Genomic DNA, 24551 nt, shown 5'->3' on the forward strand with positions numbered 1-24551 from the left:
TTCAGTGCCAGGATCCGTACGCCCGCACGGTATTTGCGGCGATCTGGGCGCACAGCTCGGAAAGCTCCGAACCAGTCACATCGGCCATGGCCCGGACCGTATAGGGGACCATGTAGCTCGCGTTCGGTCGGCCGCGATGCGGGTGCGGGGTGAGGAAGGGCGCATCAGTCTCGACCAGGATCCGGCTCGGGTCCGCGATGGCCAGCGCTGAGCGCAGGTCCGCCGCGTTCTTGAATGTCACAGTTCCAGCAAAGGACATGTACCAGCCCTCCGCGTTGCAGGTCCGGGCGAGGGCCTCGTCGCCGGAGAAGCAGTGGAAGACGACGCGCTCCGGGGTCCCCTCTTCGCGCAATACCTGGACGACGTCGTCATGGGCGTCGCGGTCGTGGATTTGCAGCGTCAGCCCGAGCCGTTTGGCGATGTCGATATGGCGGCGGAATGAGTAACGCTGGTGGGCCAGGCCCTCCCCCTCGGTCCGGAAGAAGTCGAGGCCGGTCTCACCGATTGCCCGGACCCTCGGATGGGCTGCCAGTGCCTCGATCTCGGCCAGGGCGTCCTCCAAGCCGCCGCGCCGGGCGTAGCCGGGCGCATCGTTGGGGTGAAGGGCAACGGCGCCAAGGAGCCGCGAATCAAGGTCAACGGCTTTGACCGTAAACCGGGAGGATTCGAGGTCGCAGCCCACTTGCACCGCACCCTGGACACCTACTGCTGCGGCGGCGTCGAGGGCATCCTTGACGCCCACCAAGAGCTCCGCGTCGGGAAAGTCCAGATGCGTGTGGTTGTCCATGACCGGGACGGGAAGCGGCTCCGGTGCGGGCGGATACCCGCTGCGTCCTGTACCGTCGTCTCCGGGCGGCCGGAACGGGACGGGTGTGAGGGGATTGAGCATTCATCCACCCTAACCGGCGCCGAGATTTCCCCGGAATTCTCTGTCAGGCCCGGCAGTTGTGTTAGTAGGCTGTTAGTACGCTGTTATTTCCCCGTTAGGAAACAGGCGAACGCCGCTGAGGGGTCCGGTGGCCGCTGGCGGTCAGTTCCGGGACCCACCAGGGCTGAAAGGCTGCCGATGGATTACCACCGCACTTCCCTAGACGACATCCTCCCCGAAGGACAGAGACTCCCGGGCCGCGCTGGCCTGGAACCAAACGGAGCCGGACACCGGTCCCCGGCGCCGGCCATGGACGCGGACGCCTTCCATTCGGCCAGCAACCGGATCCTGACGGCCATTAATACGGTCATCGACGGCAAGGCCGACGCTGCCAAGCTGGCACTCACCGTGCTTCTCGCCCAGGGCCACCTGCTCCTGGAAGACGTCCCCGGGGTGGGCAAGACGCTGCTGGCCAAGACCCTGGCCCGCACCATCGACTGCTCCGTCAGCCGCATCCAGTTCACGCCGGACCTGCTCCCGTCCGACGTCACGGGCGTGTCCATCTACAACCAGGCGACCCGGACCTTCGAGTTCCGGCACGGCGCGGTGTTCGCCAATATCGTCATCGGGGACGAAATCAACCGTGCCTCGGCCAAGACCCAGTCAGCCCTGCTGGAGTGCATGGAGGAACACCAGGTCACGGTGGACGGCACGTCCTATCGGCTGGATGAGCCGTTCATGGTGGTGGCGACGCAGAACCCCATCGAGATGGAGGGCACGTACCCGCTGCCGGAAGCGCAGCGGGACCGTTTCATGGCCCGGATTTCCATGGGCTACCCGGACCGCGAGTCCGAGATGGAGATGCTCGAGACCCACCAGGCATCCTCTCCGCTGGCCCGCGTGACGGCAGTGGTCACCGCGGCGGAAGTGGCCGCCATGATTGCCACGGTGCAGCAGGTCTACGTGTCACGGTCCATCAAGGAGTACACGGTGGCCCTGGGCCGGGCCACGCGTGAAAGCGGGCTTCTCCGGCTCGGCGCCAGCCCGCGGTCCATGCTGCAGCTCTTGCGCGCGGCGAAAGCTACAGCCGCGCTGGAGGGCCGCGACTTCGTGCTGCCGGACGACGTCGTTAGCGTAGCCGAAGCGGTCCTCGCCCACCGGATCATCCTCGACCGCAAGGCGGCCAGCGCGGGCGAGACGCCGCAATCCGTCATCCGGGCCATCATCGCCAAGATCCCCGTCACGCCGGAAGTGACGGCTTCACCCAACGGAAGCGGCCCCGCTGGCCGGAAGAAGGCCTCGGCCATGGCGGCGGCGCCGGCACCCAAACTGCCGAACCCCCGCTAGGGAATGGGTCCGCCGTGGCGTTGAGGGATCGGTTGCCCGGGCACTTATTCAGCACCCGCGGCTGGGGCCTGCTGGGCGCGGGCGCGCTGTCCCTGCTGGCCGCGCAGATCATGGGGCGCCGGGATCTGCTCGCCCTGGCCGTACTGCTGCTGGTCCTGCCCGTGCTGGCCCTGGCCGGAACCCGCGTCCTGAAGCCGAGGTTCCAGGTCTACCGCGAATTCAGCCCGTCGCCGGTCGAAACGTCCGCGCGCACCACGGTGCGGCTGGCCGTCGCGCGGACCGGGCCAGGGACCGGCCACGCGATTATGGAGGAACACTTGCCGGCCCGGTTCGGCGAATCCCCCGTCTTCAGATTCCCGGCACGTGGGGCTGCCGCCGGCACCAGCCGCTATGAATACCACCTTCGCTCGCCCCGGCGGGGCCAGTTCCTCATTGGGCCCGTGACGGCGGAGTTCAGCGACCCCTTCGGGTTGTCCTTCCACCGCCACGCGATTGACGACGGCGACCTCCTCACCGTGACGCCCGCCGCCGTGGAGCTCCCCGAGACGGGCCTCGCAGGCGCCCGCGGACACGACGGCGTCACACCCACGCGGGCGCGGGCCAATCCCAGCGACGACGACGTTATGACCCGCGAATACCGCCATGGGGATCCGCTGCGCCGAGTGCACTGGGCCGCGACCGCCCGCCACGGGTCCCTCATGGTGCGGCAGGAGGAGTCCGTCACCACCCCCGAGGCGACCATCATCCTGGATCAGCGCCTCTCGGCTTATCCCCACGGCGTGTTTGGCCACAGCGCCCTGTCCCCGGGCGGCCACTCGGGCAGCGGGGACGGGGACGGCCATGATTTGCTGACCTGCGACGCCTTCGAGTGGGCTGTCACGGCGGCGATGTCGATCGGCGCGCACCTCGCGGAACGCAACTACTCGCTGCGGTTCCTGGACACCGCCGGTGCGCCCGCCTTCCGGAATTCGCCGTCCGCTCCCGACCCGGACGCCGAGGCATACACCGGAACAGCAGGACTGCAGTCCATCGCGGAAAGCCTGGCCGCCATCGAACTTTCCGGCCCGCACCACCCGCACCACCATGCCCAACAGCACCGGGATCGCGCCCCGCAGCCCCGCCCGCGGGAAGCTGCGGCGGGAGCCCCGCAGGTCTTCGACGACGCCCTGATGGACAAGCTTTCCGCCCACCGGCTGCGGGGACCGGTCCTGGCGATCCTAGGCAGCCTGTCCCAGGCGGAGGCCCGGGCGCTGTCCCCCGCGGCCGGGTTCGGCGCGAACGCCTTCGCGCTGCTGGTCATGGACCAGGCACAGGATTCCGGTGCAATGCCCGAGGTACTGGAGGCGTTGCGGCTGGGCGGATGGCGGGCCGTGGCGGTAACTGCGCGGAGCCCGCTGCCGGACGCATGGGCAGCCTTTGACCAGGCAGACCCTGCGATGTCCGCCGCGGCCGACGTCCGCCGCGGCGTGGGGGGCCGGCCATGACACTCGCACCGCACCGCAGCTCCGGATCTGGAACCGGCACGGCCGGCAAGGAAGAACCGACAGTCCTGACCCCCGGCGCGGCGCCCCGGCCGGATGGACCCGGCGCCCAGCCCTGGGTGATGGGGACCGCCGTCGCGGTGGCAGTGGCAGGCGCGGCCCTCGGCTTCAACGGCGTCCTGCGCGGATGGGCCTGGTACTCCCCGGTCTTCAGCACCGTTCTCTCCGTCGCGTTCTCCATGGCAATGCTCCGGTCGTTGCGGGCCAGGACATGGCTGGTCGCTGCCGGCGGCCTGGTGGCGCTCGTCGTCGCCCTGACCTTCATTTTCTTCCGGCAGCACAGCATTGCCGGGTTCATCCCGTCCCCGGAGACCATGAACTACCTGGGAAAGTTCCTCCGGCGGGCCAGCGAAACCGTCCTTGCCGAGAGCACCCCGGTGGCCCCCAACGCCGGAATCGTGATGCTGATCTGCGCGGTGCTCGGACTGCTGGTGATCCTCATCGATGCCCTGGCATTCCCGCTCGCACTGCCGGCCACAAGCGGGCTGGGGATCCTGGCAATCCTCGTGGTGCCGGCGATGGTCAAGCCGCAAAGCGTGGGAGTGCTGGCGTTCGTGGGCGCCGCCGTCGGGTATCTGCTGATTCTCGGGTGCAGCCATTGGTTCACCCCTGATGCCCGCACCCTGGCCGACACCGCCCGGAACCCCGGGCAGCTCCGGCGCGGAGCCATCACAGCCGCCGCGGCGCTGACCGTCACGCTGCTGTTGCAGCCTGTCATCCCGGGATTCGAGCAGGGCACGTTCCCGCAGGGCTCACGGCTGAACCCCTTCGGCGGCGCCACCGGCCTGAACCCGATGATCAGCCTGGGCAACAGCCTGCGCAGCCCCTCGGGCGAGGGCCGGATCACCTTCGCCACGAACTCGCCGACGACGCCGTACCTGCGTTCGGTGACGGTGGACAACTTCGACGGCGATTCCTGGGCACCTGATGACCGGGAGTCCACCCGGCAACCCGGGACCGGCAGGATCGAGTCCGGGCTTGATAGGGCCCCGACAGAGCTCCGCGTGATCACGGCCGTCAACACCGGCCAGTACACGAGCCCGTACCTGCCCGCGCCGTATGCACCCGAAGCCGTCAACGGCCTCACCGGGCGCTGGAGCTGGGATCCTGCCACGCTCAGCATCAAGGGGGTCGACACCAACTCCCGCGACCAGCAGTACGTGGTCATGTCCGTTACTCCGCAGGTCACGGCAGCGCTGCTGGCGGGGGCCTCCGAGCCGGTGCGCGGGGTCCCGGAGCAGTTCCTGCGGCAGCCGTCGAACGTTCCGGAGGTTGTGAGCAGCACGGCCAAGACCGTGACGGCCGGAGCCGCCTCGCCGTATGCGAAAGCCATGGCGATCCAGCGATACCTGCGCTCCACCGAGTTCAGCTACTCCCTGCAGTCCCCCGTGCAGGGCGGCTACGACGGCAACGGGCTGTCCGTGCTGGCGGACTTCCTGAGCCAGAAGAGCGGCTATTGCATTCATTTCGCCTCTGCCATGGCCGTGATGGCCAGGTTGGAGGGCATTCCCAGCAGGATCGCCGTGGGCTACGCGCCCGGCCGCCCCACCGGGGCCACCGTGGCTGTCTCGGGACAGGGTCCGCTTCCGGAGTTCGAAGTCGATGCCCGCGACGCCCATGCCTGGCCGGAACTCTACTTCCAGGGCGTCGGCTGGGTCGCATTTGAGCCGACGCCGTCCCGCGGCCTCGTTCCGGCCTACGCCACGGATGCCTCCCTGCCCAGCGGCGCCAGCACCAACGAACGCAACGACGCCCTGACCCCCGGGAACCGTTCCCCGCAAGCACCGGTCCCGGCCCCCGGCACGGTTCCGCTGCCCGGAACCGGGACGCCGGCGCCCGTGGACCCGCAGGCGGCACAGACACTGTACGGCATTGGTGCGGTGCTGCTGCTGGCGCTGCTGGTGGCTTCCCCTCGGCTGGTGCGCGGCGGGGTGCGGCGCCGCAGGCTGAGGAGCGCGGCGCGCGGCTATCCCGGCGCCACAGCCGGACCGGCTCTGCCGGCCTGGGCGGAACTGCGGGACCTGGCCACGGACTACGGCGTGGCCCCAGGAGCGAGCGAGACGCCGCGGCATTTCTCGCAGCGGTTGCGCGCCTCGGCGGCGTTGGGCGAACCCGGCGGCACGGATGCCCCGGGGCAGCGGGCAGCGGCCGCCCTGACCGAGGACTTTGAACGTCAGCAGTACGGCCGCCCGGGGGGCGCCGCCGGACCGGCGCAGACCGCAGAGTCCGCAGACTCCGAGGATCTTGCCAACTCTGCCGCCGCCAGGATCGCCCTGGTGCAGGCTTCGCTGCGGGCCAACGCGAGGCCGCTGGTCCGGCTGCGCGCGGACTGGCTGCCACCGTCGGTCATGTCCGGCTGGCGGAGGGCCCTCCCGGCGCCGCGCCGGATCCTCTCCCGGACAGCACAACGCACCCGGCGGGGACTCGCGGAATCCTGGGGGAAGATCCGCAACTCCGTCCGCCGGGTGCGCCGGGGCTAGGTCGTGTGGCTAGGTTCTGCGGTTAGCCGGCGTAGGGGTCGGCGATGCCGATGTACTGGGTGTAGAGGTATTCCTCGATGCCTTCCAGCCCGCCTTCGCGGCCCAGGCCGGACTGCTTGACGCCGCCGAACGGGGCGGCAGCGTTGGAGACCACACCGGCGTTCAGGCCCAGCATGCCGGTCTCCAGCCGTTCACCCATCCGGATCCCCCGGTTCAGGTCCCGCGTGAAGACGTAGGCCACCAGCCCGTATTCGGTGTTGTTCGCGAGCCGGACGGCCTCGTCCTCGGTGCCGAAAGTGATGATCGGGGCAACGGGACCGAAGATTTCCTCGGACAGGATCCGGGTGCCCTCGGTGACGCCGGTGAGGATGGTGGGCTGGTAGAAGTAACCCGGGCCCTCCACGGCGGAACCGCCGGTCACCGCGACCGCGCCGGCCGCGACAGCGTCGGTGACGAGCTCGTGGACCTTGTCCCGGCTCTTGGCATCAATCAGCGGGCCGATCTTGGACTCGGCCTCGGTGCCCCGTGCGGTGGTCATGCCCGCCATCTTCGCGGCGAACTTCTCCGCGAACTCCTGGGCGACGGATTCGTGCACGATGAACCGGTTCGCCGCGGTGCAGGCCTCGCCCATGTTCCGCAGCTTCGCCAGCATCGCCCCGGCGACGGCGGCATCGACGTCGGCGTCCTCGAACACCACGAACGGGGCGTTCCCGCCGAGTTCCATCGAGGTCCGCAGCACGGTCTCGGAGGCATCCGAGAGCAGCCGGCGGCCGACCTCGGTGGAACCGGTGAAGGACAGCTTCCGCAGCCGGGAGTCCTTGATCAGCGGCCCCGTCGTGGCACCGGCGGTGGAGGTCGGGATGACGTTCAGGACACCGGCGGGCAGCCCGGCCTCGACCATCACGGCCGCGAACAGCTGCGAGGTCAGCGGGGTCAGGTTCGCGGACTTGAGCACCATGGTGCAGCCGGCGGCCACGGCCGGGGCGATCTTGCGGGTCGCCATCGCGAGGGGGAAGTTCCACGGGGTGATCAACAGGCACGGGCCCACCGGCTTCTTGGTCACCAGCAGCCGGGACTTCCCGTCCGGGGATACCGAGTACCGGCCGAACGCGCGGACGGCTTCCTCGGAGAACCAGCGCAGGAACTCCGCACCGTACGTGACCTCGCCGCGGGCCTCGGCCAGCGGCTTGCCCATCTCCAGTGTCATCAGCAACGCGAAGTCCTCCGCGCGGGCCGTGACCATCTCGAAGGCGCGGCGGAGGATCTCGCCGCGTTCCCGGGGCGGGACCTTCGCCCAGGACTCCTGCGCGGCGGCGGCCGCGTCCAGGGCCGCCTTGCCGTCCTCGGGACCGGCGTCGGCAATGCTGAGCAGGACCTTGCCGGTGGCGGGGTCCTCGACGTCGAAGGTCTTCCCGGACGCGGCCGGACGCCACTCGCCGTTGATCAGCAGGCCCGTCGGAACGGACGCCAGCAGGGCGCTCTCCCGCTCGGCGGAAACAATAGGCTGGGCAGTTACAGTCACAATGACTCCCTCGTCAGCAATTCGGTTGGCCCTAGTTTCTTGGCACTAGTTTGTTTGAATTAGTTTTTGATGTCGGCGCACGTTCCCGCAGGCAGTCCCGGGCGTCTGGATTACTGCCACGGTACTGCTGCGCTCACGGGCAAGTCTATGCATGGGCGCACTACCCGATCCAGAATATGCTGTGCAGCTGCACAACCTCCGTGCCACCTGTGGGGGTTGGGTCCAACTGGGCCGCCGCGGCTTACAGGCGCCCGCAGCACAGCGCGTTTGTCACCGCGCGGCGAGGACCGCGGCATAGAGTTCGCGCTTGCTGACTTTCGCGTCATCGGCCACTGCGGACACGGCCTCCTTCAATCGGATGCCTTGGGCGATCAGCCCGTTGACGGCAGCCACGTGATCCTCGGGACGGCCTGGCTCGCGCTCGGGAGCGCCGCCCACTACCACCGCGATTTCGCCGCGCACCTCGTTGGTCTCGGCCCATTCGAGCAGCTCGCGCAGGGTGCCGCGGATGACCTCTTCGTAGGTCTTGGTAAGTTCCCGGCACACCGCGGCCCGGCGGTCGGCGCCGAAGCTTTCGCGCAGCGCCCGCAGCATGGGTTCGAGCCGGTGCGGCGCCTCGAAAAACACCATGGTGCGCCGCTCGGCGTCGAGCTCTGTAAGCCGCGAGGAGCGTTCACCCGCCTTGCGGGGCAGGAATCCCTCAAAGCAAAAGCGGTCCGTCGGGAGGCCGGAGAGGGCCAGTGCGGTCAGCACGGCGGACGGTCCCGGCGCCGCGGTGACGGTGAGGCCGGCCGCTACGGCGCCTTCAACCAGCCGGAACCCCGGGTCCGAGACGGAGGGCATGCCGGCGTCGGTCACCATGACCAGGGTTTTGCCGGACCGGACCTGGTCCAGCAGGTCGGCAGTCTTGGCCGCCTCATTGTGCTCGTGATAGCTGATGATCCGGCCGGCCACGGTGATGCCAAGGTTCTGCACGAGGCGGTGCAGCCTCCGGGTGTCCTCCGCGGCGACGATGTCCGCCGTCGTGAGCAGCTCCACGAGCCGCGCCGAGGCATCTCCGGCGTTTCCGATCGGCGTCGCCGCGAGGACGATCCTGCCGGGTCCGCCAGCGGCGGGAACACCAGTGGCCGGAACGACGTCGACGGCCACGTCTTCGGGAGGAGGATCGAGGGGAGGAATAGGGGAAGTGCTGGGTTCGTGGTCCACAGGACCAGCCTACTGCGGCCGGGGCGCAGCCCAGCGAGCACAGCTGCGAAAGGTAGCATGGGCAACGTGACCCAGACCCCTACGCGGCCGCCCGAGGCTGGCCCCGCATCGCCGACAACCGGCCGGAGCAGCGCCAACGGCAGAACAGGCGGCAGAGCCGGCGCCCGCTTCCACACCGGCCGCAATCTGGAGGGACACCGCTGGATCGGCCGCCCCGCCGAGGCCACCACCCCGGAGGCCCTCAGGGAACGCCTGATCGGCGGCATCCAGAGCTGGCGGGACTACCCGGCGTCGCTTCGGCTCTGGTACTGGCTCATTCCGGTTCTTACGGCCGCGTTGGGCGGCGTCCTGAGGTTCGTCCGGCTCGACACGCCCCGCAACCTGGTCTTTGACGAAACCTACTACGTCAAGGACGCGTATTCATTCCTGGTCAGCGGGTACGAGCGCAGCTGGCCTGACCGGGCGAACGACGCCTTCATCGCCGGCAATCCCGGCGTGCTCCTGAACACGCCGGAGTATGTGGTCCACCCGCCGGTCGGCAAATGGATGATCGCCGCGGGCATGTGGCTGTTCGGGGCGGACAATCCCTTCGGCTGGCGGTTCGGAGCTGCCCTGACGGGGACGCTGTCCATCCTCCTGCTGGCCCTGATCGCGCAAAAACTCTTCCGCTCCCTGACCCTGGGCGCTGTTGCCGGCGTCCTGCTCGCTGTGGACGGCCACCACATCGTCATGTCCCGGACCTCGCTGCTGGACATCTTCCTCATGTTCTGGATCCTCGCAGCGTTCGGCGCCCTGCTGATGGACCGCGACGACGGCCGGCGGCGGCTGGCAGCCCGGCTCGGCCGGCAGGCTGCAGCCTCTGCAACGGGGCGCCCCTCGGCTCTTCAGCTCACTTCCGGCCCCTGGCTCGGCATCCGGTGGTGGCGCCTCGCCGCGGGAGTCTGCCTGGGCCTGGCCGTCGGCACGAAATGGTCCGGCCTGTTCTTTCTTGCCGGATTCGGCCTGCTGACCGTCTTCTGGGATCTCAGCGCGCGGCGCATAGCCGGCGTGCATGCCTGGATCAGCGGAGGCATCCTCAAGGACGGCGTCCCGGCCTTCCTCAGCATCGTTCCGGTGGCCGCCGTGGTCTACGGCGCCACGTGGACCGGCTGGTTCCGGTCCAGCGACGCCTACTTCAGGCACTGGGCCGAGACCAACCCTTCGGCAGAGTGGGGCTGGCTGCCGAACGCCGTACGGTCCCTTGCGCATTACCACCTTGAGGCCTACAAGTTCCATCAGGGCCTGAGCTCGGACCACCCGTACGAGGCCAGCGCCTGGAGCTGGCTGGTCATGGGCCGGCCCACATCCTTCTTCTACGAATCCCCCAAGCCGGGCAGCCCGGGCTGCGATTTCGGCAACTGCACCACCGCCATCCTCTCCGTGGGCAACCCGCTGATCTGGTGGAGCGCGGCCGTGAGCCTGGGCGTCCTGCTGTTCTGGTGGGCCGGCCGCCGCGACTGGCGCGCCGGCGCGGTCCTGGCTGGTGTGGCAGCGGGATATCTGCCCTGGTTCCTCTACCCGGAGCGGACCACCTTCTTCTTCTACGCCGTCTCCTTTGAACCGTTCCTGGTGCTGGCGCTCGTCTATTGCCTGGGCCTGGTGCTCGGCCAGCGCAGCGACCCCCTGTGGCGCCGGCGGTCCGGGTTCTGGCTGGTGGCGCTGTTCGTGGTGGCGGCCGTGCTGGTGTCCGCGTTCTTCTACCCCGTCTGGACCGCCGAGGTGATCCCCTACCAGGAGTGGCGCATCCGGATGTGGATGCCATCCTGGATCTAGGGCAGGATTGACGGGGAAAGTCCGCCGCACTCCGGCGGACCAGGAATGGAGACTCGGCTGTGAGAGAAGCAAGCACCGGACTGCTCGTGGAGCTGGACCCGGAGTCCAACGTGACGGACCTGCTCCTGGAGCAGCACGCGAAGGACCCCGTGCACGCCCTCTACTCCCGCAAGGGCCCCGGCGGCTGGACCGATGTCACCGTCCAACACTTCCTGGAGCAGGTCACTGCCCTGGCCAAAGGCCTGATTGCCGGCGGACTCACTCCGGGCGAAACCGTCGCTGTCATGTCCGCCACCCGGTATGAGTGGACGGTGGTGGACTTCGCCATCTGGTTCGCCGGCGGCGTCACCGTCCCGATCTATGAGACCTCCTCCGCGGCCCAGGTCGAGTGGATCCTCCACGACTCGGGAGCCCGGCGGGTGTTCGTCGAGGATCAGGCCAAGGCCGCCGTGGTCCGGGGCGTCCTGGACGCCTCCACGGTCCTCGGTGACCGGCTTGTCGCCGTCGTGCGGATGGAGCACGACGGCGCGGCACCGAACTTGACGAGCCTGGCCGCGGCCGGCACCGGGGTGACCGACGCCGAGCTCGAACGCCACCGGAGCGCCGCGTCTCTGGCGGACGTGGCGTCCTTGGTCTACACCTCTGGCACCACCGGCAAGCCCAAGGGCTGCGAGATCACGCACGCCAACTTTGCCCTGGTCGCGAAGAACATCGCCCTCTTCCTGCCCGAGCTGCTCCTGCAGCCGCGCTCCCGGACGCTGATGTTCCTGCCCCTGGCGCACGTTTTGGCCCGGGCGGTGCAGGTCATCTGCCTCAGCTCCGGCACCACCGTCGGCCACTCCGCAAACGCGAAGGAGCTCCTGGACGACCTGGCCAGCTTCAAGCCCACTTTCCTGCTGGTGGTCCCCCGGATCTTCGAAAAGGTCTATGCCGGGGCCGCGCAACAGGCTGCCGCCGCGGGCAGGGAGCGCATCTTCACGGCTGCAGCGGCGGCCGCGGTCCGCTACTCCACGGCTCTGGACGCCGCCTCCCGGGGCAACGGCACGGGACCCGGGATCTTCCTGCGTGCCCGGCACGCAGTCTTCGACCGGCTGCTATACCCCCGGCTCCGGCAGGCCTTCGGCGGCCAGCTGCGGTACACGGTCTCCGGCGCCAGCCCGCTGAGCTCCAACGACGCCCATTTCTTCCGCGGCGCGGGCATCCCCGTCCTTGAAGGCTACGGCCTGACGGAAACCACGGCGCCGTGTACGGCCAACACCCCTGCCCGGATCAAGGTGGGCACAGTCGGCATCCCGGTGCCGGGCACCACGGTCCGGGTGGCCGACGACGGCGAGATCCTGGTCAAGGGCATCGGCGTCTTTAAGGGCTACCACGCCAACGAGGCCGCCAATGCGGAGGCGTTCGTGGACGGTTTCTTCCGGACCGGGGATCTCGGCTCCCTGGACGAGGACGGCTTCCTGACCATCACGGGCCGGAAGAAGGACCTGCTAGTCACGGCAGGCGGCAAAAATGTCGCCCCGGGACCGCTCGAGGAGAAGATCCGCGAGCACCAGCTGGTGGAACAGGCCGTGGTCATCGGCGACGGACGGCCGTTCGTCTCGGCCTTGGTCAACCTCGACCCGGAAGGGCTGCGCAACTGGTGCGCCGCCCGGAATGTGCCCGTCATGGCCCCGGCCGAAGCCGCCGCCAACGAGAGCGTCCGGGCCTCGATCCAGAACGCCGTCGATGAGGCGAACCTCCTGGTCTCCAAGGCTGAGGCGATCCGCAGCTTCGTCATCCTGGACGCCGACTTCACCGTGGAGTCAGGGCACCTGACGCCCTCGCTCAAGCTCAAGCGGGCCGCCGTCGTGCGGGATTACGCGGAGCACATCAACCGCATCTACGGTTAGGCAGCAGGCCCTTTCAGACGGTGTACCGGGTGCGCGCCGGGCCCTCCGCCTCGGTGCCGGTACTGCCGGCCGTCGCATCCGCCGCAGCGGCAGCCTCGGTGGCGTCAGGGTCGGCGTCAGCAATGGCGCCCTTGGCTGAGCCCGCCTTCTTGCCAAGGCCGCGGCGCCGGCGCGTGGGCCAGGTCAGGATAAGGGTGAGAACGGAAGCCAGCAGGACGAGGGCACCGATGACAATCCCGGCATCCATCCAGAACTGGCCCGGGAAGAGCCTGATCAGGGTGTCCTGGAGCGAAAATGTCCAGGTCCCGTTGGCGAAGAAAATGTGGTGGAAATCGGTGAAGAACTGCTCCCAGCCGAGCACCGCGAGCGTCCCGAGACCGATAATGATCGCGAGTGTGACGATCGAGCCGGCGAACAGGCCGCGGCGGACTCCCCCGTTGTGCTTTCGCTTCAGGTAGATCACAGCCACCAGGCCCAGCAGGATCAGCAGCGTGCCGGCACCGAACGTGGACAAGATGACAGCCTTGACGTCGGCCATGTGGCTGACTTCGCCGACCTTGAACAGCCGCTCGCCGCTTTGGTCCACAAGATCGCCGAGGTAGCGCGGGCCCGACCAGTTGCTGAGGTAGTCCACCGCGTAGGAGCCGTAGGTCATCCGGTCATCGGTGCTGAAGCCGTAACCGTCGCCGGGGAAGCCTGGACGGTTGTATTCCACCCAGAGGAACAGGGGGCTGGTCACGGCGCGGACGGCGAGCACCAGCAGGATGATCGGGTAGAACACGGCGAGCAGCACCTGCATCACCCGGGGCAGTACGGGCTTGGCATTGGCCGCCTGCTCGCGTTCGGCATTCCGGCGTTCGGCATTCCGGCGTTCGACGTCGTCCTCCGGGGATCCCGGCAGGGCAGAGAGCTGCACCGTCTCGTCAAAGCCGGAGTCCTGGCGTGCCCCGGACTTGTCAGCCTGCGTCTGGAGGACGGCAGCTTCGGCCGCCTTCCGGTCAGCACGGCTCCCGGGCTGACGGGGCGCGGACGCTGTCACGGGGGCCGCCGCAGCGGCTGCGGCGGCCTCTTCCTTCTCGGCTGCGGGCTTGTCGGCAGGGGTGGCTGCGGGCTTGGCGGCAGGGGTGGCTGCGGGCTTGGCGGCCGCGGCGCCGTCGTCCTTCGTGGCTGCGGGCTTGTCGGCAGAGCCCGCGGTGGTCTTGGCGGTGGAGGCCGGCTTCATCCAGTCGAACGCCGGCTCGTCCGTGTCGTCCGAGGGATCCAGATGCGGATCCGGCCGGTCGGGAGGGGTAGGACTTTTGTCTGTCACGTGGAGCTTCGCTTCCGTAGGCTTCTGTGCTGCCCGGCCTGCGCCCGGCTGCGCAACTTATCTGGCTCCGAGCCTACCGTCAGAGGATTGGGCTCGGCGGGGTGCCACCCCGTCAGTTGGCGTATTGGGCCCAAGGGATGTTCCAGTCCCCGAAGCCGTCATCGAAGTTGGCGTACTCCCCCTCGGTGTTCACTACCTGGACGACGTCGCCGGTGGTCATGTTGTCGAAGACCCACTTGGCGCCGTCCGGGCCCAGACCGATGCAGCCGTGGGAGAGGTTCGCCTTGCCGACGAATGGCATTGCGGAGTCCGTGGCCTGGTGGATGAACTCCCCGCTGGGCGTCAGACGCGTGGCGTAGTTCACGTCGAGCTGGCCGTAGTAGGCCGGGTCCCCCGGTTTGAGCCCGATCGTGGAGGCGTCCATGTGCTCCACGCGGTGCTTCTCCATGAATACGAGGAAACCCCGGGCAGAGGGGAACCGGGTGTCACCCATGGTTGCCGGCCACTTCCCCGCCGGCTTGTCGTTGATGCTGACCGAGAAGGTATGGGCCTTGGCGTCGGCAACGGCCACCTTCTTGTCTCCTATGTGGACGGTCACTTTCTTATTGAAGTTGCCGACCTGCCCGTTGCCCAGTTCGACGCCGAACATCTTCATGTCCATGGTGATGGTGCTGTTCGCGGCCCAGAAGGCCTGCGGCCGGTACCTGACGGTGTTCTTGTTGAACCAGTGGAAAGCACCCACCTGGCCGGACGTGGAGGTGATCTTGATGGCCTTTTCAACGGCGTCCCGGTTCAGGACCGGCTCGCTGAAGGTGATCTGCAGGGGCTGGGCCACGCCCACCTTCATCCCGTCCAGGGGGTAAATGGCGGCGTCGGCCTCGTTGGCAGTCGAAACGGTGGTGAATGATCGTGTGCTGTGGGTCTGGCGTCCGGCGGCGTCCAGCACGGAGTACGTGAAGTTGTACCGGGTGTTGAACGCCAGGTCGCCGGAGGAAGTCCAGGCGGATGCGTCCGCGCCCAGGGTGCCGTCGACCGTGTCGCCGGCATCGCTCGTGAGCGCCACCCGGTCAATGCGCCCGTTCTTGACCTTGAGGGATACCGGCGCCGCAGGGTTGACCTGAACGGCGCCGTCGGCGGGCGTGAGCGCGAGCTCCGCGGGGGCCACCACCGGGACGGCGAGTCCCGGCGTCGTCCGGGCCGGGGATCCCGCCTCGGAGGAAATGGCGGACTGGGCCAGCCCCGGAGCCGCCGCGGCGAAGGCCCCGCCGCCGGCTGCCAGGGCGCAGACCATCCCCAGCAAGGCAATCTTGCGGCGGGTACTCCAGGTTTTCAGGGCCATCACAGGGCCCGGGCGTTTCCACACGTCATCCTGCCAGCATAATTGAGTTACCTTGGAACCCCGGACCGTTTCGACCACGATCCGGTTACAAAAGTGCCCCCAAAACGGTCACGACAAAGGGTCCCGGACGAGAGTCCGGGGCCCTTCGGGACACTTCCTAGTAGCGGTAGTGACCGGGCTTGTAAGGGCCGGCCACGTCGACGTCCAGGTACTCGGCCTGCTCCTTGGACAGCTCAGTCAGCTCCACGTCGAGGGCGCCCAGGTGCAGTCGGGCGACCTTCTCGTCCAGGATCTTCGGCAGGACGTAGACCTGCTTCTCGTATTCACGCTCGCCCTCGGGCTGGCCGGCCTTCGTGAACAGTTCGATCTGGGCGATCGTCTGGTTGGCGAAGGAGTTGCTCATGACGAAGGAGGGGTGTCCGGTGGCGTTGCCGAGGTTCAGCAGGCGGCCTTCGGACAGCACGATGATGGAGCGGCTGCCCGTTCCCGTGGCCGGGTCGGCTTCGAAGACCCACTCGTGGACCTGGGGCTTGATCTCGACCTTCTTGATGCCGGGGACCTTCGCCAGGCCAGCCATGTCGATCTCGTTGTCGAAGTGGCCTATGTTGCCCACGATTGCCTTGTCGCGCATCCCGGCCATGTGCTTGGCCATGATGACATCCTTGTTGCCGGTGGTGGTGATGAAGATGTGGCCTTCGCCAAGGACGGATTCCAGCTTGGCCACCTGGTAGCCGTCCATCGCTGCCTGGAGCGCGCAGATCGGATCGATTTCGGTGACAATCACGCGCGAGCCCTGGCCGCGGAAGGCCTCTGCGGCTCCCTTGCCGACGTCGCCGTAACCGCAGACGACGGCGACCTTGCCGCCCATCAGGACGTCGGTGGCACGGTTGATGCCGTCCGGCAGGGAGTGGCGGATGCCGTATTTGTTGTCGAACTTGCTCTTGGTGACGGAGTCGTTGACGTTGATGGCCGGGAAGAGCAGCTTGCCCTGCTCCGCCAGCTGGTACAGGCGGTGCACGCCGGTGGTGGTCTCCTCGGTGACGCCGAGCAGGAGGGAGCCGATGCGGGTCCACTTCTGCGGGTCGGCCTGAAGCGAGGCCCGCAGCACGTCGAGGAAGACCCGGCCTTCCTCGGATTCGTCCTCGGTAGCGGCGGGCACAGCACCGGCGGCCTCGAATTCGACACCCTTGTGCACCAGCATGGTGGCGTCGCCGCCGTCGTCCAGGATCATGTTCGGACCAAGCTCAGGGTTGGCGTCGGCGCCCGGCCAGGTGAGGATCTGCTGGGCAGTCCACCAGTATTCCTCCAGCCTCTCGCCCTTCCAGGCGAAGACGGGGACGCCTTGGGGGTTCTCGGCGGTGCCTGTGCCGACCACAACGGCGGCGGCGGCTTCGTCCTGGGTGGAGAAAATATTGCAGGAGGCCCAGCGGACTTCCGCGCCGAGGGCGGTAAGGGTCTCGATCAGCACCGCGGTCTGGACCGTCATGTGCAGGGATCCGGCGATCCGGGCGCCCTTGAGCGGCTGGCTGGCGCCGAATTCCTCGCGCAGGGACATGAGTCCGGGCATCTCGTGCTCGGCGAGGCGGATCTGATGGCGGCCCGCCTCGGCCAGGGAAATGTCCGCAATCTTATAATCGAAAGTCATGTGAATCCTTTGTTGTGGCCGGTTGCTTGTCTGGAGCTGGGTATCCAGGTAATTCTGGCTCTAAGCAGTCATTCGCTGCCGGCGGCATCCCTGATGGGTGGCCGGCACGTTCACGGGGTGCCTGTTATTCCGCGGCGTGGCGGGGGGCTGTGGCCTGCTGGCCGGCGTCGTACTTACCGGCGTCGTGCTGGCCGGCATCGTGCTGATCAGAGGGGGCCGCCGCGGCGGCGGGCAGGAGTTCCGGCGGCAGCAGCAGGGGGATGCCGTCCTCGATCCTGTACCGCAGCTTGTTCCCGGCTTCATCTGCCGTGACGGTGACGAGCTCGTCGCCTTCCTGCACCAGGCCGGAGCCGGTGACGGGGCATCGGAGGACAGACAACAGTTCGGGACTGAGCTTGGGCATAGTGAACGCTCCCTGATGGGCGCCGCGAAGGGGCGCCGGTGGCTGACGGCTTTTTGCAGTTTCCACCCTACCGCCAGTTGGCGCCTTAGGAAGGTTCGCGCAGGATGCGCAGATGCCCGCGTCTGGCGCCCTCGGCCGGAGCCGGTGCTTCCAGCGCCGGATGCAGCGTACGCTGCCCCTTGGCAGGTTCCGCCGCAGCCGGACGGAAGGCGGCCTCGCGGACCGCGTTGGCGAGGGCCAGAAGGTCGTCGGGACCAGGCCCGGCCGGGGTTGCCGGCATAGCCAGCCGCATGACTTCCCAGCCTCGCGGCACGGTCAGCGAGTCGGCGTGCTGTTCGCACAAGTCGTAACAGTGCGGCTCGGCGTACGTGGCAAGCGGGCCTAGGACGGCCGTGGAGTCGGCGTATACGTACGTCAAAGTGGCCACCGCAGAATTGCGGCAGGCAGACCTCGAACAAAGACGAATTGCACCCACGACATCACAGACTACTCCCCCTCGGGCGGGGGCTCCGCATCGACACGACAGTGGTTGCCCCGCGGCCGGGCGGCGGCGGATCGCGGTCTGGCCGTATCGCGTAAATCATTCTGCGGGTTTAGAGTCAAGATATGCAGTCATCGCACCACGATTCGGGTTTCACGGTCCGGTTGGCTGACCCCGACGCCGTACGGACAGGCGCCGGTTCCGGCCCCGCCAGCGCGCCTTTGGCCGGCTCGTCCACCGCTGTCCAGGGAAAGAACTTCCGGCAGCGCCGCAGGAACCGGCACGGCCGGGGGCTTCGCGGCGAACTCATGCTCCCCACCCTGCCCGGCTACCGGACCCGCTCCGACCGGTTCGATGACTTCGTCCTGGACTCGGCGCAGCGGCTCCACGACATCTGGGGCAAAACCCTCGACGGCGTCCGCTTCGCCGTCGACGAAATCCCTCCGGGCCTGGAGCAGCTCGTGGCGGACCGCACCCCCGCGCCGATGGGCGCCTTCACGGCCGCGACTGCCGAGGACGGACCGGTCATCACGCTGTACCGCCGCGTGGTGGAACAGGCGTGTGGAACCCGGGACGAGCTCCAGGACCTGGTGCACGACGTCGTCGTGGAATACACGGCCGAGATGCTCGGCGTACCCCCCGAGTCCCTCGACCCGGTCTACCGCCGCCGGTACTGACCGGCGCGGGATGCCCGGCTCTCGGCCCCGACTTGCCCTAGACTGACCCGGCCCTGCCCCGCCTGACCGGTCCTAGTAGCCCAGCGTGACGGGGACCTGTCGCTGTCCTGCCGCTTCCGGCGCGATGGCCACGACGGACATGTCCTGCCGGCTTTCCCGGCCCAGGACCAGCGCCCCGTATGCCGCGTCCCCGGCTGCGGATACCACATAGCCCACGAGCGGCGAGCCGCCCACGTCCGCGGGGACCTTGATGGACACCGTGGTTCCGCCGGCAATGTCGGCGGAACCGGCGGGCCGGATCTTGCCGTCCGCCGTGATGGGCGTGTAGGTCACTGTCGCCCGGCCTGTGGGTGCACCGAAAACGAGCTGCCCGGCGCCCGCGCTGGGAACCGGAACGACGTGCTGGCTGCCCAGCCGGGCCGACGCGGCGGAGAACGCAATGTCCGAGGCGTCCCCGGACTGCAGTCCGCGTGTGAGCCGGGCAGTGGCCGCGAAGGAGACATCGGAGCTCGCCGCGACGGTATAGGTCCCGGCCGGGACCCCGGCCAGCGAAACTTCAGTGACGGCCCCGGCCTTCGCCGTGACCACGCCGCCGCCGGGCAGCGCCTTCTGGCCGTCGCGTCCATACAACTTGATCTCGACCACGGCATCGGCTGCCCCGGGCACAGCAACTTCCAGGGCCGGTCCGGCATCGGCGAAGCCGGGTTTCGCCGTAAGCGCGGCCAGGGCCGCCGGATCCTGGATCTCGAGACCGGAGGCCACTTGGCTGACGGACGGTGCACTGCCGGGGGTAATGAAGTCGACACCGCCGGGCGTGAGGCCGCGGAGCACGCTTTGCTGGATGACGGCTGCCACCGGGCCGCCCGTGCTGCGGACCCGCACGCCGAGCCGTTCCTGTCCAGGCGCGAGCCCGGCCAGGACTATCGAGCGGGTGGTGCCGGGCGCCACGAGCAGGCCGCGGCTTCCGGGCGCCTGGATCAAGCCGTCGGAGCCAAGGAGATCCAGGCTCACCGTCGCGGGCGTGCTGGAGGCATTAGTGAGGTTCAGGACTGCCGACCGGCCGAGGGCCGTGTTGGCGCCGACCAGCCAGAGATCATTGCCGGGTTGCTGGCAGGCTGCGGCCGCGGAACCTTGGAGGTCCCCGTCCTCGGCGGTGTAGCTCAGGACGGCGCCGGCAGCTGCCTGGCGGTTGTCCTGGGCATCGGCGCTGAGAACGCTGATGTTGTCCACCTCCCGCTGGGGCACGACGCCGGCGATCAGCACGGGCGTGCGGGCCGCAGCCGTGGAGGCGGTGGGCACAGCCGTGGCGCCCTTGGCGATTTCGGCGAGGGGGGCACCCTTGAGCGGGGCCAGCCGGCTGCCGGGAATGACGCCCGCGCTTGAGCCGAGCACCGCGGCGCTGACGGCGGTCTTCGCCGTAGCGGATTCCGGGCTGAACTGGGGGTCGGTGCCCACGGGGGTGCCCTCGAGCAGCCGGGCAGGGCCCGGACAGACTCCGACGCTGCTGCCTGCCGGCACCGAGGCCACGGGAGCCTCGAGATGCCGGCTGGCGGGGCTTTGTGGGGTCAGCGACGCCGCCGACACCAGGCCTCCGCCCGCGGCAACGAGGGCGACCGCGGAGAGAATGCCGCCGATCAAGCCGGCCCGCGGCAGGCCCCTCTTCTGCGGCGCCGCACCGGCGGCGGGTGCAACTTTGGCTCGCCCGCCGGCACCCGCGCCGGAAACGCCAGCGCCCGGGGTTTCGGTCATGGAAGATGCGTCCGTTGACGTTTCCGGAACCGGACCGCCGTCGTTCTTGTTGTCGCTGTTATCTTCGTTGTCGTTTTTGCCCTTAGACATGCTGATGTTCCTTACGCAGGGAGGCTTCGTCCCTGGACAGGCCGGTGTTGGGCCGGCGGGCAGGCATGGGCACGGCCAGGAGGACGGTCAGCCCGATCATCACGGCCTGCGCGATTCCGATCAGGACGGCCCAGGGCGCTTCGTAACGGATGCTCAACTGGCCGCCTTGGGCGGGCAGGGTGAACGCCTGGGCCCACCCCGACGTCGTTGAGGTCAGGCGGCGGCCGTCGAGCCAGGCGCTCCAGCCCGGATCGGCGCGGTCGGCAAGAACCACCAGCCGGCCCTCGGGGCCGGCCGGGATAGTGCCGCCCGCAGAGACTTCCTCCGCAGACAGCAGGCCGACGGTTGCGCCGGTGCCGTCCACCACCCGGACCCGGTGGGCGACGTCGGAGGCCTTGATGCCAGGTCGGTCCACCGGGCTGACCCGCCAGAGCCAGCCCGTACCGGTCTGGCCGACGGCCACAAGCCCGGGCACGGCGTCCATGCGGCTGGCCGTCAATTCGGAGGCCGAATCGGCAACCCGGAGCACCACAAAGCCGACGCCAAGCTGCTCGAGCTCTCCCCTCGGATCCACACCCTCGCCGGCCACAATGGTAGCCACGACGTTCCGGAGCGAAGCGGCGACGGCGTCGTCGTCGCGGACCGTCTCCTGGCCCGGCGCCCCCATGATGCCGCGGGCCGCGGCGATCGTGGACAGGGCGTCGAGTGTGGTGCCGGCGCCGCGCATGAGTGTTGCGTCGAAGCTGCCGTCCTCGTTGCTGGCAATAAGGAGCGTCTTGGACTGTTCCGAGCCCTCGCCGCGGTCAACCGCCGTGGCCGGCAGGGTGCGGGCCTGGGCAGGCTGGACGAGCCTCGGGGTTCCGAGACCGGCGGGGCCGGCGCTGGCTGCCGGTGCTGGCGTGGGTGCCTGCGCCGTAGGCTGCAGCAGGTTTTGCGCGCTCCACAGGGTGAACCCGGCCAGGGGTGCGGCCAGCAAAAGGGCCAGGGCTGCCGCGGCCGTGCCGCGGATCAGGACCTTCCGTGCCAGCCCGGTCCCGGCCGTCCGGTCGGCGGCGTCCAGGAGTCCTTCTGCTGCGATGAGGGCGGCCCCCAGGAGGGCGAACGCGGCCGCCGAAACGGCGGGGCCGGGGAACGGCGTGACCAGGACATCGGCGCTGGCGCCGGAGGCGACATGCCCGGCGAGCCAGCCGCCGGCCAGCATCAGGACTGCGACGGCCCACAGCCAGCGTGCCGTCCAGGTGCGTCCCGCCAGCACCAGCCGGCGCGGCATGAACAGCGCGGCGAGGGCCAGCAGCAGCAGCGGCAGCCCGAACAGCAAGGCCAGCAGCAGCGCCCACGGCAGTCCGGCCGGGCCCGATGCGGTCCCGCCAAAGGCGCTCAGCCCGGTGAGTCCGGCGCCCGCGTCGAAGTTCAGCGGCTGGCCCAGGGCCTGCTGCCACAGCGGGGCGGCGTCGAAACCGAGCGGCAGGCCCGGGTCTGCCAGGAGCGCCCGCGGCCGGTCCAGCACGGAGAAGGCGAACGGCAGGAACAATGCCAGGCTGGGCAGGAGCGCCCACCACACCGTGCGGCCGCGGCGGCCCAGAAGCACCCCGCACAGGGCAACGACTGCGATGCAGGGCACCAGCAGCGACGGCGCCGCGGCGGTGACCACGGCCATGGCCAGGCCCGCCGCGGCGGCAGCCGTCCAGGAGGGCGTCCCGTTGATGCCGGGGCGGGCGGCGGGCATGGCGGTCAGCCGGCGTTGGCCCGGCGCCGGGACGGCGTGGACGCCGCGGCCTGCCGCCGTGCCGGTAGCCCGGAGCAGCGCCAGGACGAGCACCGGGATCATGACGTGCGCAATCAAGGCACCAAGCCGGCCTTGGTTGAGGGAAACCTGGAGCGCCGGCGCCGCGGCCCAGACCAGGGCGGCCGCCAGGCGCAGCCTCCGGCGCGCCGTCAGGGCACCGGCAGCGAACCACGCGCCCAGCGCGGACAGCGGCATGGCAAGGATCAACAACCAACCGACGGCGCCGTTGGCGTCGCCGGCACCGAGCGCTCCCAGCACCCACAGGAGGTAGCCGAAGGGGTCGCCGTGGCCAGGAAGGCCCGCGCCGAGACTGATCCACCAGGTGGAGGCATGGTGCCAGATTTCGGAGAGGCGCAGTGAAACCGGAATCAGCGCGCCGCCGGAAACTGCCGGGGCACGGAACAGGCCGAGCAGTCCCGTCAGGGAAACCGCCAGGGTCAGGAGTACAGCCAGCACGGCACCGTTGCCCACCCAACCGCGGTCCGGGGTGGCGATGGCGGCGAAGTCGTCGGCGTCGCCGGTAGGCTGCTCGGCCAGCGGATCGGTGCCCGTGGCTCCGTCGCCGAAGTCGTCGGCGCCCAGCGCCTCGATCAGGGAGCGCCGGTGCGCCCAGACCTCACGGCGCGGCGTCTGCAGCCCTGTCATGACGGAGCGCCTTATCCGGCGGGTGCGCGCGGCATTGCGGCGTCCGCGGATCACCGCGGCCGGGCGGCCCAGCGCCGCAAAGGTTGCCAGCAGTTGGGAGAACCCGTGCCCTGGGTCCTTGACAGCAATGCTCAGGATAAGTTTGAAGAGGCTCCCGACGAGAGCGCCGACGGCGTGCAGCGGGACTTTCCAGCCGGCGGCGTTCTTGAGCCGCAGATGGACCTGCGCCTTGCGTGCGGCAGCCGCGTTGCCCAGCGCATGGGGACGATGCGAGACATGGAACATCCGCGCGCTGGGGACCACCACCACGCGGTGCCCGGCGAGGCGGTTGCGCCAGCAGAAGTCGACGTCGTCGCCGCTTCCGGGCAGTGCCGGATCGAAGCCCCGGAGCTCCTCCCAAATGTCGCGGCGAACCAGCATGCCGGCGGAATTCACGGCAAAGGTATCGCTGCGGCCGTCGTACTGGCCCTGGTCGAGCTCGTCGGCATCGATCAGCGTCAGCCGCTCGGCCCAGCGGCTCGTGGAGAGGCCGACGTCGATCAGCCGCCGCTCGGCAAACCAGTCCAGCTGCTTGCAGCCTGCGACCGTGACCGACGGCGCGCGCTCGACGGCATGGAGCAGTTCGGCGAGGGCTTCGGGTGCCGGTGCGGCGTCGTCGTGCAGCAGCCAGATCCACTCGGCGCCCTGCGCGCCGACGGCGGTGTCCTCAGGCCTCTGCGGGAGGGCCTTGAGCCCGGCCATGACGGCGCCTCCCATGCCGGACCTGGGCTGGTCGACCACCGTGACATTGGCCTTGCCCAATTCCTGTTCGAGGAGGGCGGCAGAGTGGTCGCGGGAGCCGGTGTCGACACCGATCACGGCGTCGGCGGGCCGCGTCTGGGCCGCCAGCGCCGCAAGGGTCCTGGGGAGAAAAGCACCGCCGTCGTGGGAGACCACGACGGCGGTGACTCGTACTTCTTGAAGAATTAGACTGCTCGCTTCCTAAGCCGGCGCCGCTCGCGCTCGGAGAGGCCTCCCCAGATCCCGAAGCGCTCGTCGTTAGACAAGGCGTATTCGAGGCACTGTGAACGCACGTTGCAGGCGCCGCAGACTTTCTTGGCGTCGCGGGTGGAGCCGCCCTTTTCAGGGAAGAAGGCTTCAGGATCCGTCTGGGCGCACAGGGCATCGGTCTGCCAGCCGAGCTCGCCCTCGTCGTCGAATTCCTGCCGGGACGGCAGTCCGATCCAGACGGGCTGCGCGGCGGAAACCGAACCGGGCGAATGGAGCTCCATGGGCGGGTCGAGGGGATCGGTGTCATGATCCGGGCCGGCGAGGAGTTCGTCGTGCGCTGCGAGGAAGGCCGTGGCGGCCTCCTGCAGGGAATCCTGGGTGTGTTCGTTATAGCGCTCAGCCGCGTCCGGATCGGCCGGATCTACATACCAGTCACTCGGCACGCCGCGTGACCGGTATTTCGCCGTGGCCTGGCCGGCAACTACGGCATCTTCATGGATACGCTCTGCTAGCCCCATGGCGTCCCCCTCCTGATTTGCAGCCACTGCAAGACCCCCATGGCACTCGGTTGAGTGCCGGTTTATGTGCAGTGGCTTTAGATAACTAATTACACGCGTGTAAGTATCCGTGAGTCAAGCCACGGCGGAGATAATAATCAACTTGATACACAAAGTGCACGCACGCCACGCCCGGATTTTTTTCGCCACTCCCGCAGGATCCCGCGGAATAATCAGGCTACTGAGCACTTCCGGGGGTTTTCATTGAGTTTTCG

17 protein-coding genes are annotated in these 24551 nt (G+C 68.9%); 6 read left to right on the plus strand and 11 right to left on the minus strand.

Features of this window, described 5'->3' with window-relative positions; translation table 11 throughout:
• Nucleotide 1: 1 nt before the first annotated feature.
• Nucleotides 2–889, minus strand: coding sequence for a TatD family hydrolase (locus AC1DEM_RS06560; RefSeq protein WP_476883707.1), 888 nt, complete (start codon nucleotides 887–889; stop codon nucleotides 2–4).
• 177 nt (nucleotides 890–1066) lie between these two features.
• Between AC1DEM_RS06560 and AC1DEM_RS06565 the strand changes: the two genes are divergently transcribed.
• Genes AC1DEM_RS06565 through AC1DEM_RS06575 form a run of 3 tightly spaced genes read left to right on the plus strand, consistent with a single transcriptional unit; the run spans nucleotide 1067 to nucleotide 6236 of the window.
• The gene (locus tag AC1DEM_RS06565) at nucleotides 1067–2215 is read left to right on the plus strand and encodes an AAA family ATPase (protein WP_476883708.1); all 1149 of its coding nucleotides are present in this window, start codon (nucleotides 1067–1069) and stop codon (nucleotides 2213–2215) included.
• Nucleotides 2216–2229: 14 nt separating this feature from the next.
• A complete protein-coding gene (locus AC1DEM_RS06570; RefSeq protein WP_476883709.1) occupies nucleotides 2230–3699 on the plus strand; it encodes a DUF58 domain-containing protein in 1470 nt (489 codons plus the stop codon).
• Nucleotides 3696–6236, plus strand: a complete 2541-nt coding sequence (locus AC1DEM_RS06575; RefSeq protein ID WP_476883710.1) for a transglutaminase TgpA family protein — start codon at nucleotides 3696–3698, stop codon at nucleotides 6234–6236. The genes AC1DEM_RS06570 and AC1DEM_RS06575 overlap by 4 nt, the downstream gene beginning before the upstream one ends.
• 22 nt (nucleotides 6237–6258) lie before the next feature.
• Here the strand turns inward: AC1DEM_RS06575 and AC1DEM_RS06580 are convergent, their stop codons facing one another.
• The gene (locus AC1DEM_RS06580) at nucleotides 6259–7758 is read right to left on the minus strand and encodes an NAD-dependent succinate-semialdehyde dehydrogenase (protein WP_476883711.1); all 1500 of its coding nucleotides are present in this window, start codon (nucleotides 7756–7758) and stop codon (nucleotides 6259–6261) included.
• A gap of 270 nt (nucleotides 7759–8028) precedes the next feature.
• Nucleotides 8029–8964 carry a 16S rRNA (cytidine(1402)-2'-O)-methyltransferase gene (gene rsmI / locus AC1DEM_RS06585; RefSeq protein ID WP_476883712.1) on the minus strand — a complete coding sequence of 312 codons (936 nt, stop codon included), beginning with the start codon at nucleotides 8962–8964 and terminating at the stop codon, nucleotides 8029–8031.
• A gap of 57 nt (nucleotides 8965–9021) precedes the next feature.
• Between rsmI and AC1DEM_RS06590 the strand changes: the two genes are divergently transcribed.
• Together AC1DEM_RS06590 and AC1DEM_RS06595 are read left to right on the plus strand one after the other, a co-directional pair.
• Nucleotides 9022–10776, plus strand: a complete 1755-nt coding sequence (locus tag AC1DEM_RS06590) for a dolichyl-phosphate-mannose--protein mannosyltransferase (RefSeq protein ID WP_476883713.1) — start codon at nucleotides 9022–9024, stop codon at nucleotides 10774–10776.
• Nucleotides 10777–10835: 59 nt separating this feature from the next.
• Nucleotides 10836–12665 (plus strand): AMP-dependent synthetase/ligase, encoded by a 1830-nt coding sequence (locus AC1DEM_RS06595; protein ID WP_476883714.1) that lies wholly within the window; start codon nucleotides 10836–10838, stop codon nucleotides 12663–12665.
• A 13-nt stretch (nucleotides 12666–12678) separates the two neighbouring features.
• Here AC1DEM_RS06595 and AC1DEM_RS06600 read toward each other — a convergent pair whose 3' ends face one another.
• From AC1DEM_RS06600 to AC1DEM_RS06620, 5 genes are all read right to left on the minus strand, one after another.
• Entirely contained in the window at nucleotides 12679–13974 is a 1296-nt protein-coding gene (locus tag AC1DEM_RS06600; protein WP_476883715.1) for a TIGR01906 family membrane protein, read from the minus strand.
• Nucleotides 13975–14086: 112 nt separating this feature from the next.
• Nucleotides 14087–15313, minus strand: coding sequence for a L,D-transpeptidase (locus AC1DEM_RS06605; RefSeq protein ID WP_476883716.1), 1227 nt, complete (start codon nucleotides 15311–15313; stop codon nucleotides 14087–14089).
• Nucleotides 15314–15470: 157 nt separating this feature from the next.
• A complete protein-coding gene (gene ahcY / locus AC1DEM_RS06610; protein WP_476883717.1) occupies nucleotides 15471–16958 on the minus strand; it encodes an adenosylhomocysteinase in 1488 nt (495 codons plus the stop codon).
• 124 nt (nucleotides 16959–17082) lie between these two features.
• The gene (locus tag AC1DEM_RS06615; protein ID WP_476883718.1) at nucleotides 17083–17361 is read right to left on the minus strand and encodes a Trm112 family protein; all 279 of its coding nucleotides are present in this window, start codon (nucleotides 17359–17361) and stop codon (nucleotides 17083–17085) included.
• Between the two features lie 85 nt (nucleotides 17362–17446).
• Nucleotides 17447–17836, minus strand: a complete 390-nt coding sequence (locus AC1DEM_RS06620; protein WP_476883719.1) for a DUF3499 domain-containing protein — start codon at nucleotides 17834–17836, stop codon at nucleotides 17447–17449.
• A 131-nt stretch (nucleotides 17837–17967) separates the two neighbouring features.
• Between AC1DEM_RS06620 and AC1DEM_RS06625 the strand changes: the two genes are divergently transcribed.
• The gene (locus AC1DEM_RS06625) at nucleotides 17968–18519 is read left to right on the plus strand and encodes a metallopeptidase family protein (protein ID WP_476883720.1); all 552 of its coding nucleotides are present in this window, start codon (nucleotides 17968–17970) and stop codon (nucleotides 18517–18519) included.
• Between the two features lie 72 nt (nucleotides 18520–18591).
• On the opposite strand, the gene AC1DEM_RS06630 is transcribed toward AC1DEM_RS06625, so the two are convergent.
• From AC1DEM_RS06630 to AC1DEM_RS06640, 3 genes are read right to left on the minus strand one after another with little or no spacing between them, the layout of a single operon-like run.
• On the minus strand, nucleotides 18592–20358 hold the full coding sequence (locus AC1DEM_RS06630) for a DUF5719 family protein (protein WP_476883721.1): 1767 nt from the start codon (nucleotides 20356–20358) through the stop codon (nucleotides 18592–18594).
• Nucleotides 20351–23725, minus strand: a complete 3375-nt coding sequence (locus AC1DEM_RS06635; protein WP_476883722.1) for a glycosyltransferase family 2 protein — start codon at nucleotides 23723–23725, stop codon at nucleotides 20351–20353. The genes AC1DEM_RS06630 and AC1DEM_RS06635 overlap by 8 nt, the downstream gene beginning before the upstream one ends.
• A 29-nt stretch (nucleotides 23726–23754) precedes the next feature.
• A complete protein-coding gene (locus AC1DEM_RS06640; protein ID WP_476883723.1) occupies nucleotides 23755–24297 on the minus strand; it encodes a WhiB family transcriptional regulator in 543 nt (180 codons plus the stop codon).
• Nucleotides 24298–24551 lie beyond the last annotated feature (254 nt).

It is taken from the genome of Arthrobacter sp. 05T420 (assembly GCF_056396305.1).

What these genes read in the sequence shown, in the direction of transcription:
- AC1DEM_RS06560 (WP_476883707.1), bottom strand. Translation starts at nt 889, where the DNA reads ATGCTCAATCCCCTCACACCCGTCCCGTTCCGGCCGCCCGGAGACGAC.
- AC1DEM_RS06565 (WP_476883708.1), top strand. Translation starts at nt 1,067, where the DNA reads ATGGATTACCACCGCACTTCCCTAGACGACATCCTCCCCGAAGGACAG.
- AC1DEM_RS06575 (WP_476883710.1), top strand. Translation starts at nt 3,696, where the DNA reads ATGACACTCGCACCGCACCGCAGCTCCGGATCTGGAACCGGCACGGCC.
- AC1DEM_RS06590 (WP_476883713.1), top strand. Translation starts at nt 9,022, where the DNA reads ATGGGCAACGTGACCCAGACCCCTACGCGGCCGCCCGAGGCTGGCCCC.
- AC1DEM_RS06605 (WP_476883716.1), bottom strand. Translation starts at nt 15,313, where the DNA reads ATGGCCCTGAAAACCTGGAGTACCCGCCGCAAGATTGCCTTGCTGGGG.
- ahcY (WP_476883717.1), bottom strand. Translation starts at nt 16,958, where the DNA reads ATGACTTTCGATTATAAGATTGCGGACATTTCCCTGGCCGAGGCGGGC.
- AC1DEM_RS06615 (WP_476883718.1), bottom strand. Translation starts at nt 17,361, where the DNA reads ATGCCCAAGCTCAGTCCCGAACTGTTGTCTGTCCTCCGATGCCCCGTC.
- AC1DEM_RS06625 (WP_476883720.1), top strand. Translation starts at nt 17,968, where the DNA reads ATGCAGTCATCGCACCACGATTCGGGTTTCACGGTCCGGTTGGCTGAC.
- AC1DEM_RS06630 (WP_476883721.1), bottom strand. Translation starts at nt 20,358, where the DNA reads ATGTCTAAGGGCAAAAACGACAACGAAGATAACAGCGACAACAAGAAC.
- AC1DEM_RS06640 (WP_476883723.1), bottom strand. Translation starts at nt 24,297, where the DNA reads ATGGGGCTAGCAGAGCGTATCCATGAAGATGCCGTAGTTGCCGGCCAG.